This is a genomic window from Pseudomonas sp. B14-6, from assembly GCF_013260315.1.
Classification (GTDB): Bacteria; Pseudomonadota; Gammaproteobacteria; order Pseudomonadales; family Pseudomonadaceae; genus Aquipseudomonas; species Aquipseudomonas mandelii.
On the sequence record NZ_CP053929.1, the window covers coordinates 3,018,851 to 3,032,365 of the forward strand.

The following is a 13,515-nucleotide window of genomic DNA, read 5'->3' on the forward strand; positions in this document are numbered from 1 at the left end:
TTTTCAGGCCCCTGTAGCAGCTGTCGAAGGCTTACTGCCTTGCGCGGAGTTGCTGCTGCAGATTCTGGATCTGCGCCTGAAGGGTGTTGATGTTGCGGGTGGTCTGGCCGCGGAAGGCATCGAACTCGGCGGTATTGGTGACGCCTTGCGCTGATGCCGGGCGGTTGTCCTGCTGGCTTTTGAGCACGATCATGTCTTGTTCCAGTCGCTCGATGGCGGCGCTCGGGTTGCCCTGTTTTTTCAGCGCGACGATGTCGGCGCCGAGGCTTTTGAGCTGGGCGTCGAATTTGCTGGTGTCGTCCGGGGCGCTTTTCAGCGCAGCCAACTCGGTGCTCAAGGCTTTGACCTGCGCCTGCAATTGCGTGTTGGCGGCCTGGTGTTCGGTGCTCTGGGCAGTCATCTGCGCCAGGCGCTTGTCCAGGTCGGTGGTTTGCGCGGTCATTTGTGCCAGACGCTTGTCCAGGTCGCTGGTCTGACCGACCACACCTTGCTGCTGCTTGCTTTGGTCCTGCAACTGGTTTTCCAGCTGCTTGATTTGCAACTTCAGGGCTTCGCTGTCGCTAGTGACGTTGGTCTGGCTGGCGACCACCTTGCCGGAAATGTCCTGCAAGCGTCCCGCCGCATCCTCACTGATCCGCGCGAAACTTTCCTGGGTGGCCACCAGTTGCTGTTCCATCAGCGAAATCTGCTGAAAGCTCCACCAGGCAAGGCCGGCGAATGCGAAGAACAAAGCGCCGACCAATGCCCACAGAGGCCCGGTGCTGGCGCTTTTGACCTTGACCACCGGCGCCGTGCGCGAATGCACGGAGGTGCGTTTCGAGGTCGGAAAATCATCGTCATCGGGGACGTCGGCGCGCAGGCTTGGAACATCATCGAAGTCGTCGTTGGCATCGTTACGCATGGACATTGAGTCAACCTTTGTGGAACGCGGTGATGGCTATAGGCAGCGAGTATAAACCCCACGGCCGCAGCGATTGACCCTCAACGCCAAACTCGGTTCAGTGCTGGCAGGTTTGTCACTGCAAAAGTCAGCGAATGTCCTGGGCTTTCCACCAGCCGCAGAATTCATCGAGGGCCGTCCAGAGACTGACTTTCGGATCGTAGTCCAGATAATGCCGGGCGCGGCTGATGTCCAGGGTGAAATTTTTGTTCATCACCTGCATGCCCAGTCGCGACAACGTCGGCTCGGGACGGCCCGGCCACAATTTGCACACCCCTTCGTTGAGCGCGGCAACGCTGTAGGCCAGGCCGTAGGAACGGTAGCGCGTCACTTGTGGGACTTCCATCTTGCGCATTACGTAATTGACCACGTCCCACAGCGGCACAGGCGTGCCGTTGCTGATGTTGTAGGCCTTGCCCAAGGCCGAGTCGCTGGCCAGCAAGCTGCTGAGCAATGCTTCATTGAGGTTTTGCACACTGGTGAAGTCGACCTTGTTCAGGCCGTTGCCGATGATCGCCAGGCGTCCCTTGCGCTGCATGTTCAGGAGCCGCGGGAAGATACTCATATCACCCGCCCCGGTGACGAAACGCGGGCGCAGGGCCAGGGTTTCGAGACCGAACTCCTGTGCGCCAAAGACCTTTTGCTCGGCGAGGAATTTGGTGGCGGCGTAGGGATGCTTGAAACGTTTAGGTACTTGTTCTTCGGTCAGCCCCAGATGATCACGGCCATCGAAGTAGATCGACGGTGACGACAAATGCACCAGGCGCCGGACCCGCTGTTTCAGGCAGGCCTCGACCACGTTTTCAGTGACCTGCACGTTGCCTTGATGAAAGTCCTGATAACGTCCCCACAAACCGACCGCGCCGGCGCAATGCACCACGGCCTCGACATCGGAACACAGCTCGCGCGCCAGTTCCGGGTCGCTCAAGTCGCCCGGGATAAACTCGGCGCCACGGCGCACCAGGTGTTCGACGCTTTCGGCCCGGCGACCATTGACCCGCACGTCCAGGCCCTGCTCCAGGGCGAAACGCGCAAAGCGTCCGCCAATGAAGCCGCTTGCGCCGGTAACCAGAATTTTCATGTAGAGCTCCAACAAATGCAGCGGTGAGCATCAAGCTACACGCAGCAAGTTAAAAACGGTCCGCAAGCGCTTCACTTGCGGCTTGCAGCTTGACGCTTATGGCTGCTTCCAGGGCACCAGCCATTGCTTCGACGAACGCACCAATTGATCGGTCAGCAACCCCAGCAGCTGACCGCCATTGCGCCAATGATGCCAGTACAGCGGCACATCGATGGGCTTATCTGGCAAAAGCTCCTGCAAGACACCGCGCTCCAGCTGCTCGCGCACCTGCAATTCGGGCACCAGGCCCCAGCCAAGTCCGGCTTCGGTCAGGCGGATAAAGCCTTCAGACGATGGGCATAAATGGTGTTCGAAACCGCCATCGACACCGAGGGACGCGAGGTAGCGATGCTGCAGGAAATCGTCCGGGCCGAAGACCAGCGCCGGGGTTTTCGCCAGCAGGTCAGCACGCACGCCTTCAGGAAAATGCCGGGCGATAAACGCCGGGCTGGCCAACGCTCGATAACGCATGGCACCCAATAACACGCTACGTGCGCCAGCCACCGGGCGCTCGCTGGCGCAAATGCACGCGGCCACTTCGCCAGCGCGCATGCGTTTGAGGCCGACGGTCTGGTCTTCGACGACCAGGTCCAGCAGCAGGTGTTGCTCGGCGCAGAAATCACTGACGGCTGCGGCCCACCAAGTCGCCAGGCTGTCGGCGTTCAGGGCGATGCGCAGACGTTCCGGCAGACCTTCTTCGTCCAGCGCCGGTACCAGCGTCTGTAGATCCCGTTCCAGCAAACGCACCTGCTGGACGTGGTTGAGCAGCCGCCGACCAATCTCGGTAGGCGCCGGCGGCGTGACCCGCACCAACACCGGCTGGCCGACCCGCGCTTCCAGGAGCTTGATGCGCTGGGAGATCGCCGATTGCGACAAGCCCAGCACCTGCGCCGCACGTTCAAACCCGGCCTGCTCGACCACGGCGGCCAGGGCGGACAGCAATTTATAGTCGAACATCAGTTTTCCTAATGAGCGATCAGCATGATTGGTTTTTCTTATACCGCGTTGCACCGGAGAATAGCCAGCAAGCACTCTTGAACAGGATCACCGACATGGCTGGCGAAACTTCATTGGCAACCCTGCTGCGCAGCATGAGCCCGCACCTCAACGAGGGCGAATATGTATTTTGCACCCTGCGCGACGGCCAATTGCCCGCCGGCCTCGCGATCGTCGGCAGCTTTCGCGAGCAGGAGGGGCTGACCGTCATTCTCGAACGCTCCCTCGCCGAGCAGGCCGGTTTCAGCTTCGACTACGTCGCAGCCTGGATCACCTTGAACGTGCACTCAGCCCTCGAAGCCGTCGGCCTCACCGCCGCCTTCGCCACGGCATTGGGTAAGGCCGGTATCAGTTGCAACGTGATTGCCGGTTACTACCACGACCATTTATTCGTCGGTCAGGCCGATGCCCAACGCGCAATGCACGTGTTGCGCGACCTGGCAGCCAACGCGGAGTAAACCCTTATGTGGCAAAGCTATGTGAATGGCCTGCTGGTGGCCGCCGGGCTGATCATGGCGATCGGCACTCAGAACGCGTTTGTGCTGGCGCAGAGCCTTCGACGTGAACATCACCTGCCGGTGGCGGCGCTGTGCGTCACCTGCGACGCCTTGCTGGTGGCCGCCGGGGTATTCGGGCTGGCGACGGTGCTGGCGCAAAACCCGACCTTGTTGGCGGTCGCCCGCTGGGGTGGCGCGGTATTTCTGATTTGGTATGGCAGTCAGGCGCTGCGTCGGGCGTGCTCGAAACAAAGCCTGCAACAAGGTGAAAACCAGACGGTGCGCTCGCTACGTGCGGTGATGCTCAGCGCGTTGGCCGTCACCTTGCTCAACCCGCACGTTTATCTGGATACCGTGTTGTTGATCGGCTCCCTCGGCGCGCAGCAAACCGAGCCCGGCGCTTATGTCGTGGGGGCGGCCAGCGCGTCGTTGTTGTGGTTTTTCACCCTGGCACTCGGCGCGGCATGGTTGGCACCCTGGCTGGCACGGCCCAGCACCTGGCGGATTCTCGATCTGCTGGTGGCGGTGATGATGTTTGCCGTGGCGTTTCAATTAATCGTCGCCAGCTGATTATTCCAAAAGGCTCTGGAACCTCTATCCCACACAGTTGTTGCGTGGTTATGCCGCACCCCCGGTGCTATGATCCGATCCGATGCGCCGCAAAGAGTACAAACTCCCCGGCGCTTGTCTGGCCGCCCGTGATCGGCCTTGCGCTCACCGCAACTGACCTGATTAGGAGAATCATCATGGCTTTCGAATTGCCGCCGCTGCCTTACGCACACGATGCCCTGCAGCCGCACATTTCCAAGGAAACTCTGGAATACCACCACGACAAGCACCACAACACCTACGTCGTGAACCTGAACAACCTGGTGCCAGGCACCGAGTTCGAAGGCAAGACCCTGGAAGAAATCGTCAAGTCTTCCTCGGGCGGCATCTTCAACAACGCCGCTCAAGTCTGGAACCACACTTTCTACTGGAACTGCCTGGCGCCAAACGCCGGCGGTCAACCAACCGGCGCACTGGCTGAAGCCATCAACGCTTCCTTCGGTTCGTTCGACAAGTTCAAAGAAGAATTCAGCAAAACCTCCATCGGCACCTTCGGTTCCGGTTGGGGCTGGCTGGTGAAAAAAGCTGACGGTTCCCTGGCCCTGGCCAGCACCATCGGCGCCGGCAACCCGCTGACCAGCGGCGACACCCCGCTGCTGACCTGCGACGTCTGGGAACACGCTTACTACATCGACTACCGCAACGTTCGTCCGAAATACGTCGAAGCGTTCTGGAACCTGGTCAACTGGAAATTCGTGGCTGAGCAATTTGAAGGCAAAACCTTCAAGGCTTAAGCTCGACGCCAGACAAGAAACCCGGCTTTTATGCCGGGTTTTTTTATGGGCTTTGGAAGTATTCACTGCCGTGTGTCGCTCTAAACATCGAATCAACTACCCGGCCGCCTTTGCGAGCAGGCTCGCTCCCACAGTGAACACACCCTTTATAAAACCCGCTCGATCTCCTCTGGGAGCGAGCCTGCTCGCGAAGAACGATGACGCGGTCTCTGGAATGCTATGCCGGATCGACGTTATCAAGCGCCCGGTTCACGGCCAGTTCTGCCAGCATGATGATCTGCTGGATTGCCAGCACGGTGTTGCGCTGCGGGCCGATCAGGTTCGAGGCGAAATCGCTGGCCATGACGCTGGCCGAAGCCAGGGACTCGCAGGCTTGGGCCAGGAGGCTTTCAGTGTCCATGTCGGGGGCGATCATGAACATCGTGCTGGGGCGCCGGGGTTTTTCGAGGTATTGGTTTGGCGGGTCGAGGTAGTAGTCGAGGGCGCGTTTTATGGCTTCGTGGTCTTTGAGGAGCGTTTCGGCTTCGGTGGTGGGAGCGATGTTGACGGGTGGGTCGGGGATTAACTTATCCAAACTGAAATTCCTCTAATCAAACGGGTGCCATCACCCGTCGTTTCTCACGCGACGGAGGGGAGGCAGCTATGTGCGGAGTGAGAAACCGGTAGAGGAATAGACCCGGCCAGACCGAAGTCTGCCCGCACACAGCCGCCATAAAAAACTTGCTGGCAGCGGATAAGCTGGCGGCAATTATGGTGGTACTGGCGCTGTATTAAAACCTCTACGGGCTCTCACACCCGGTCGCTGAGTTTTCAGCGACAGCCAGAGGTTAGAGAACACGCTTCCTACCCGGCAACCTGAAAAATGCGTGGGAAAACGCTGAGTTTTTTACACATTGTTCAACACACAAAAATGGAACGCGGAGCGTCCCGGGCGACATTCCCACGCGGAGCATGGGAACGATCAATCGGGAGGCATCAGGAAGAGATTGGTTGGCTGTCAGGCCGCCTTCGCGAGCAGGCTCGCTCCTACAGTGGAATGGGTGTACCTGCAAGAGATTGGTCGGCTGTCAGGCCGCCTTCGCGGGCAAGCCTCGCTCCTACAAGAACTCAGCGTACAGCCTTTGATTCTCACCACTCATCAGGCCGAGCGTTAGCTCGCCTTCAGCTCTTGATCTTGATCTACCCGCCCCTTTCGGGAGGCTGAGTGGAGGTGTTCATCCGGGGAGTGGCGCGCAGCGCCGTTCGACGCAGTCGAACACGCTGCATGTAGGTCGTCGCGAAGCAGACCGGAGGGCAGTGTCCCCGGATGGATACCGGAGCGAAGGTACGCCGAGCCTTAGCGAGGGGCCGGACGCTTGGGGCGAGACTTTTTGGTTCCTTTTGTGGCGTTTGACAAAAGGGACTCGCCGTAAGGGCGAAACCGCCAGCCGCCGTTACCGCAGAAACGGATATGTACCCGGTCAACCACAACATGGTCGGCCCGAAGGCCGCCATCGCGAGCAGCCTCACTCCCACAGTTGAAATGCGGACACCCGCAGAACCCAAGCCAATCTCCGACAATGAAACCAGCATTCAGCCCCTTGCCCCCCGCCACAGCAGGCTAACATCAACAAAAGGAAAAATAGTCCCAATCCCCCTCAAGTTGAAGGACCCAACTACCGACACAGTACTAATAGGGCAAATACTCAAAACAACAGCATTTCTGCCAAGCTGCAGGCAAAAAACCATGAGATTGAATGTCCCTTTGACTGCCATCACGGGATTGCCAATACTCATGGCAACTTGATGCTACCCGCACGGAACAAGGAATAACCCTTTGAAGCTGGAACTCAAGAACAGCTTGTCGGTGAAGTTGCTCCGGGTCGTGCTCCTGTCGGCATTGATCGTCGGCGTAGTCTTGAGCTGCGCGCAGATCGTTTTCGATGCCTATAAAACACGCCAGGCCGTGGCCAACGATGCACAACGCATCCTCGACATGTTCCGCGACCCCTCCACCCAGGCCGTCTACAGCCTGGATCGGGAAATGGGCATGCAGGTCATCGAAGGCCTGTTCCAGGACGAAGCCGTGCGCCAGGCCTCCATCGGCCATCCCAGCGAAGCCATGCTCGCGCAAAAATCTCGTGAGTTGCACCATTCAAACAGCCGCTGGCTGACCGATCTCATTCTTGGCAAGGAACGCACCTTCACCACCCAACTGGTCGGCCGCGGCCCCTACAGCGAGTATTACGGCGATCTGAGCATCACCCTCGACACCGCCACCTACGGGCAGGGTTTCATCGTCAACTCGGTGATCATCTTCATTTCCGGCGTATTGCGCGCCCTCGCCATGGGCCTGGTGTTGTACCTGGTCTACCACTGGCTGCTGACCAAACCTCTGTCGCGCATCATCGAACACCTGACCGAAATCAATCCGGACCGCCCCAGCGAACACAAGATCCCACTGCTCAAGGGTCACGAAAAGAACGAACTGGGGATCTGGATCAACACCGCCAACCAGTTGCTCGAATCCATCGAACGCAACACCCACCTGCGCCACGAAGCGGAAAACAGCCTGCTGCGCATGGCCCAGTACGACTTCCTAACCGGTCTGCCGAACCGTCAGCAATTGCAGCAACAACTGGACAAGATCCTGGTTGACGCCGGCAAGTTGCAACGTCGGGTTGCGGTGCTGGTGGTGGGCCTGGACGACTTCAAAGGCATCAACGAACAGTTCAGCTATCAGACCGGCGACCAATTGCTGCTGGCCCTGGCCGATCGTCTGCGCGCTCACAGCGGTCGCCTCGGCGCCCTCGCCCGTCTCGGTGGTGACCAGTTCGCCCTGGTCCAGGCCGATATCGAACAACCTTACGAAGCCGCCGAACTGGCGCAAAGCATTCTCGATGATCTGGAAGCGGCGTTTGCCCTCGATCATCAGGAAATCCGCCTGCGCGCGACCATCGGCATCACCCTGTTTCCCGAGGATGGCGACAGCACCGAGAAACTGCTGCAAAAAGCCGAGCAGACCATGACGCTGGCGAAAACCCGCTCGCGCAACCGTTATCAATTCTACATCGCCAGCGTCGACACCGAGATGCGTCGCCGTCGGGAACTGGAAAAAGACCTGCGCGACGCCCTGCGGCGGGACCAGTTCTACCTCGTCTATCAACCGCAGATCAGCTACCGCGATCACCGGGTGGTGGGTGTCGAGGCACTGATTCGCTGGCAGCATCCCGAACACGGTCTGGTGCCGCCGGACCTGTTCATCCCGCTCGCCGAGCAGAACGGCACCATCATCGCCATTGGCGAATGGGTACTGGATCAAGCCTGCAAGCAATTGCGCGAATGGCACGATCAGGGTTTCCCGGATCTGCGCATGGCGGTGAACCTGTCGACCGTGCAACTGCACCACGCCGAATTGCCGCGAGTGGTCAACAACCTGCTGCAGATGTACCGCCTTCCCCCTCGCAGCCTGGAGCTGGAAGTCACCGAAACCGGCCTGATGGAAGACATCAGCACCGCCGCCCAGCATCTGTTGAGCCTGCGCCGCTCCGGCGCATTGATTGCGATCGACGATTTCGGCACGGGTTATTCGTCCTTGAGCTACCTGAAAAGCCTGCCGCTGGACAAGATCAAGATCGACAAGAGCTTCGTGCAGGACCTGCTCGATGACGACGACGATGCCACCATCGTTCGGGCGATCATCCAGCTGGGCAAGAGCCTGGGCATGCAGGTGATTGCCGAAGGCGTGGAAACCGCCGAGCAAGAGGCCTACATCATCTCCGAAGGCTGCCACGAAGGTCAGGGCTACCACTACAGCAAACCGCTGCCGGCACGGGAATTGAGCGCCTACCTGAAACAGGCGCAGCGCAGTAACGCAGCCATTTTGTAGAGATCAAACAATCACAGCCTCGTTCCACTCAACAGCTGCTACGGGTCCGTGTGCTTGTAGCCGCTGTCGAGTGAAACGGGGCTGCGATGTTTTTTGATCCACGACACAACGCTTGTACGAATAAGAAATATTTCCAGCTACAACCCTTTACAGATAATGCGAAAGATTTGCATTATGTCGCAGTTTTGCGCACCCGCTGCGCCATACCCCCCTCTCGAAGCAGGATGTTCGCCATGATTCGTATGCCTCTGGCTACCGCCAGTCTGTTGGCCATCGCTATTTCCCTCGCCGGTTGTGGCGAAGGCAAAGACAAGAACGCCGCTACGCCGACGCCGGCCGCCAGCACCGCTGCGGCTCCAGCTGCCGCCCCGGCCGCTACCAGCAAAGTCGACGAAGCCGCCGCCAAAGCCGTTGTCGCGCACTACGCCGACATCGTCTACGCCGTTTACAGCGATGCCGAATCCACCGCGAAAACCCTGCAAACCGCCGTCGACGCCTTCCTCGCCAAGCCGAACGCCGACACCCTGAAAGCCGCCAAGGCTGCCTGGGTGGCTGCCCGCGTTCCTTATCTGCAGAGCGAAGTGTTCCGCTTCGGCAACACCATCATCGACGATTGGGAAGGTCAGGTGAACGCCTGGCCACTGGACGAAGGCCTGATCGACTACGTCGACAAATCCTACGAACACGCACTGGGTAACCCGGGCGCCACAGCCAACATCATCGCCAACACTCAGGTGCAGGTCGGCGAAGACAAGATCGACGTCAAAGACATCACCCCGGAAAAACTCGCCAGCCTGAACGAACTGGGCGGTTCCGAGGCCAACGTCGCCACCGGCTACCACGCCATCGAATTCCTGCTTTGGGGCCAGGACCTGAACGGCACCGGCCCTGGCGCCGGCAACCGTCCAGCCTCCGACTACCTGGAAGGCAAAGGCGCCACCGGCGGTCACAACGATCGTCGCCGCGCTTACCTGAAGTCCGTGACCCAGCTGCTGGTCAGCGACCTGGAAGAAATGGTCGGTAACTGGAAGCCGAACGTGGCCGACAACTACCGCGCCACCCTGGAAGCGGAACCGGTTGATTCGGGCCTGCGCAAAATGCTGTTCGGCATGGGCAGCCTGTCCCTGGGCGAACTGGCGGGCGAGCGCATGAAGGTTTCCCTGGAAGCCAACTCCCCTGAAGACGAACACGATTGCTTCAGCGACAACACCCATAACTCGCAGTTCTACGATGCCAAGGGTATCCGCAACGTGTACCTGGGCGAATACACCCGCGCAGACGGCACCAAAATGACCGGCGCCAGCCTGTCGTCCCTGGTGGCCAAAGCCGACCCGGCAGCCGACACCGCGCTGAAAGCCGACCTGGCTGCAACCGAAGCCAAGATGCAGGTCATCGTCGATCACGACAACAAGGGTGAGCACTACGACCAGCTGATCGCCGCCGGTAACACCGCTGGCAACCAGATCGTGCGCGACGCAATCGCCGCCCTGGTCAAGCAGACCGGTTCGATCGAAGCCGCCGCTGGCAAACTGGGTATCAGCGACCTGAACCCGGACAACGCTGATCACGAATTCTGATCAACGCTGGCTGAGTGACTAAAGAGGCGACCTTCGGGTCGCCTTTTTCATGCCTGCCAGACACGGACCACTGTAGGAGCAAGCCTGCTTGCGATGGCGCCGTGTCAGTCACCATCAATGTTGAATTCAATACCGCCTTCGCGGCAAGCCTCGCTCCTACAGGGGCTGCGCTAAACCCGTGGGAGCGAGCCTGCTCGCGAAGGCGGCGTGTCAGTCACCCTCCATGTTGAATTCAATACCGCCTTCGCGGGCAAGCCTCGCTCCTACAGGGGCTGCGCTGGACCCGTGGGAGCGAGCCTGCTTGCGAAGGCGCCGTGTCAGTCACCCTCCATGTTGAATTCAATACCGTCTTCGCGGGCAAGCCTCGCTCCTACAGGGTCTACGCTGACCCCGTGGGAGCGAGCCTGCTCGCGAAGGCGCCGTGTCAGTCTCCCTCCATGTTGAATTCAATACCGCCTTCGCGGGCAAGCCTCGCTCCTACAGGGGCTGCGCTGAACCCGTGGGAGCGAGGCTGATTGCGATGGCGGCGCCTCGGTCCCCTGTGAAAACCTGCCCCACATAAACCAAACGATAATTCCTCTTATTCAAACTCCCTTGCCCTGTTAGACTTTGCGCCCTTGTTTTGCTCGTCTTGCAGGATGTCTGATGCCCTCGCTGCTTCTTCGCTTGTCCGCACTGTTTCTGGCCCTGGGCCTGAGTGCCTGCGATGACGCCCCGCGTTTTACCAAGGCCGAACCCGGTGAAGCCCGGTCCGGTGGCGCGGCGACTGTGCGCAAGACCGATCAAAATGCGTTCTCACTGCCCTCCGCGAACCTGTCGCCGTCACGGCGCGTGGATTTCAGCGTCGGCAACAGTTTCTTCCGCAACCCTTGGGTGATCGCCCCTTCGACCACCACCGCCCGGGACGGCCTCGGCCCGCTGTTCAATACCAACGCCTGTCAGGGCTGTCACATCAAGGACGGTCGCGGTCATCCGCCGACGCCCGGTGCGGCGAACGCGGTATCGATGCTGGTGCGCCTGTCGATCCCGAATGCACCGGCCTATGCCAACGTCATCGAGCAGCTCGGCGTGGTCCCGGAGCCGGTCTACGGCGGCCAGTTCCAGGACATGGCCATACCCGGCGTGACCCCGGAGGGCAAAGTGCGGGTCGATTACACCCCCGTTCCGGTCCGCTTCAAGGACGGCACCGAAATCGAGTTGCGCAAGCCCAGCCTGAACATCACCCAACTGGGTTACGGCCCGATGCACCCCGACACCCGTTTCTCGGCACGCGTTGCCCCGCCAATGATTGGCCTGGGCTTGCTCGAAGCCATCCCCGACGAAGCGATCCTGGCCAACGCCGAGGCTCAGGCCAAGGACAAAAACGGCATCGCCGGGCGACCGAACCGGGTCTGGGACGACGTGCAGCAGAAGACCGTCCTCGGCCGCTTTGGCTGGAAGGCCGGGCAACCGAACCTCAATCAACAGAACGTTCACGCGTTCTCCGGTGACATGGGCCTGACCACCAGCCTGCGCCCCTTCGACGACTGCACCGAGGCGCAAACAGCCTGCAAACAGGCGCCGACCGGCAACGGCCCGAATGGCGAGCCGGAAGTCAGCGATAACATCCTGCGCCTGGTGCTGTTCTACAGCCGCAACCTGGCTGTACCGGCTCGTCGCGACGTCAATGCGCCCGAAGTGCTGGCCGGCAAGAACCTGTTTTTCCAGGCCGGATGCCAGTCCTGTCACACACCGAAATACACCACCGCCGCCAACGCCGCCGAACCTGAACTGGCCAATCAGGTGATTCGCCCTTACAGCGATCTGCTGCTGCACGACATGGGCGACGGCCTGGCCGACAACCGCAGCGAATTCCAGGCCAGTGGCCGCGACTGGCGCACCCCGCCGTTGTGGGGCATCGGCCTGACGCAAGCGGTCAGTGGCCACACCCAGTTCTTGCATGACGGCCGCGCGCGCAATCTGCTCGAAGCCGTGCTCTGGCATGGCGGCGAAGCGAAAGCGGCCCAGCAACAGGTTTTGTCTTTCAATGCCGAGCAGCGCGCTGCGTTGCTGGCGTTTTTGAATTCCCTTTAATACGTATTCCATAGCGGGAGCCCGACATGTTCCGTCCCAAATTGTTGTTCACCAGCCTCGCAGCACTCGCCCTCGGCGCTTGCTCGCCACAGGACCCGCAAGCCGTCACCTCGGCCGCCATCGCCAAATCGGTGATCCTGCCAACGTACACCCGCTGGGTTGAAGCCGACCGCCAATTGGCCGTCAGCGCCCTCGCCTACTGCGAAGGCAAGGAAAACCTCGACACCGCCCGCGCCGACTTCCTGCACGCGCAGAAAGCCTGGGCCGAGCTGCAACCGCTGCTGATCGGGCCGCTGGCCGAAGGCAATCGCGCCTGGCAGGTGCAGTTCTGGCCGGACAAGAAAAACCTGGTCGGCCGTCAGGTCGAGCAATTGGTCACCGCGCAGCCGCAGATCGATGCCGCCGCCCTGGCCAAGTCCAGCGTCGTGGTTCAAGGCCTCTCGGCCTATGAATACATCCTGTTCGACAGCAAGCCGGACGTGGCCAACGACGCGCAAAAAGCCAAGTACTGCCCACTGTTGAAGGCGATTGGCGAGCGTCAGAAACTGCTGGCCGAAGAGATTCTGCAAAGCTGGAACAACACCGACGGCATGCTCGCGCAGATGAGCAAGTTCCCGAACCAGCGCTACGCCGACTCCCACGAAGCCATCGCCGACCTGCTGCGCGTCCAGGTCACCGCCCTCGACACCTTGAAGAAAAAACTCGGTACACCGATGGGCCGCCAGAGCAAGGGCGTGCCGCAACCGTTCCAGGCCGATGCCTGGCGCAGCCAGTCGTCCCTGGCCGGCCTTGAAGCCAGTCTCGCCGCCGCCAAAACCGTGTGGGAAGGCGTCGACAACAAAGGCCTGCGCGGCCTGTTGCCGAGTGAGCAAAAACCGTTGGCCGACAAGATCGACGCCGCTTACGCCGCGTCCCTGAAACTGTTCGCCAGCAACCAGCGTTCGCTGACCGAGATGCTCAACGACGATGCCGGCCGCCAGCAACTCAACGATCTCTACGACAGCCTCAACGTCGTCCATCGCCTGCACGAAGGCGAACTGGCCAAGGCGCTGGGCATCCAACTGGGCTTCAACGCCAACGACGGTGACTGATGAGGGCGAG

General features: G+C 60.4%; 11 protein-coding genes. 7 read left to right on the forward strand and 4 right to left on the reverse strand.

All coding sequences use genetic code 11. The annotated features are described in order from the left end of the window. Positions 1-31: 31 nt before the first annotated feature. The 3 genes from HP062_RS13765 to HP062_RS13775 all read right to left on the reverse strand — a co-directional run bounded on the left by HP062_RS13765 (position 32) and on the right by HP062_RS13775 (position 3,017). Positions 32-907 (reverse strand): ATPase, encoded by an 876-nt coding sequence (locus HP062_RS13765; RefSeq protein WP_172791543.1) that lies wholly within the window; start codon positions 905-907, stop codon positions 32-34. A gap of 121 nt (positions 908-1,028) precedes the next feature. Further along, positions 1,029-2,021, reverse strand: a complete 993-nt coding sequence (locus HP062_RS13770; protein ID WP_010457606.1) for an NAD(P)-dependent oxidoreductase — start codon at positions 2,019-2,021, stop codon at positions 1,029-1,031. 96 nt (positions 2,022-2,117) lie between these two features. Further along, positions 2,118-3,017, reverse strand: a complete 900-nt coding sequence (locus HP062_RS13775) for a LysR family transcriptional regulator ArgP (RefSeq protein ID WP_010457608.1) — start codon at positions 3,015-3,017, stop codon at positions 2,118-2,120. 95 nt (positions 3,018-3,112) lie between these two features. Between HP062_RS13775 and HP062_RS13780 the strand changes: the two genes are divergently transcribed. The 3 genes from HP062_RS13780 (at position 3,113) to HP062_RS13790 (ending at position 4,896) form a co-directional block, all read left to right on the forward strand. Beyond that, positions 3,113-3,514, forward strand: coding sequence for an ACT domain-containing protein (locus HP062_RS13780; protein ID WP_077750479.1), 402 nt, complete (start codon positions 3,113-3,115; stop codon positions 3,512-3,514). Positions 3,515-3,520: 6 nt separating this feature from the next. Then, entirely contained in the window at positions 3,521-4,123 is a 603-nt protein-coding gene (locus tag HP062_RS13785) for a LysE/ArgO family amino acid transporter (protein WP_010457612.1), read from the forward strand. Positions 4,124-4,299: 176 nt separating this feature from the next. Then, positions 4,300-4,896, forward strand: coding sequence for a superoxide dismutase (locus HP062_RS13790; protein ID WP_010457614.1), 597 nt, complete (start codon positions 4,300-4,302; stop codon positions 4,894-4,896). A 217-nt stretch (positions 4,897-5,113) separates the two neighbouring features. On the opposite strand, the gene HP062_RS13795 is transcribed toward HP062_RS13790, so the two are convergent. Then, complete coding sequence (locus HP062_RS13795) at positions 5,114-5,470, reverse strand: DUF6124 family protein (RefSeq protein ID WP_010457616.1); 357 nt, start codon at positions 5,468-5,470, stop codon at positions 5,114-5,116. 1,242 nt (positions 5,471-6,712) lie between these two features. On the opposite strand from HP062_RS13795, the gene HP062_RS13800 reads away from it, so the two are divergent. The 4 genes from HP062_RS13800 (at position 6,713) to HP062_RS13815 (ending at position 13,505) form a co-directional block, all read left to right on the forward strand. Then, the gene (locus HP062_RS13800; protein WP_172791544.1) at positions 6,713-8,764 is read left to right on the forward strand and encodes a bifunctional diguanylate cyclase/phosphodiesterase; all 2,052 of its coding nucleotides are present in this window, start codon (positions 6,713-6,715) and stop codon (positions 8,762-8,764) included. A 233-nt stretch (positions 8,765-8,997) separates the two neighbouring features. After that, positions 8,998-10,341, forward strand: a complete 1,344-nt coding sequence (locus HP062_RS13805) for an imelysin family protein (RefSeq protein WP_172791545.1) — start codon at positions 8,998-9,000, stop codon at positions 10,339-10,341. Positions 10,342-10,986: 645 nt separating this feature from the next. Continuing rightward, positions 10,987-12,414 carry a di-heme oxidoredictase family protein gene (locus HP062_RS13810; protein WP_172791546.1) on the forward strand — a complete coding sequence of 476 codons (1,428 nt, stop codon included), beginning with the start codon at positions 10,987-10,989 and terminating at the stop codon, positions 12,412-12,414. Positions 12,415-12,440: 26 nt separating this feature from the next. Next, entirely contained in the window at positions 12,441-13,505 is a 1,065-nt protein-coding gene (locus HP062_RS13815) for an imelysin family protein (protein WP_010457623.1), read from the forward strand. Positions 13,506-13,515: the final 10 nt, after the last annotated feature.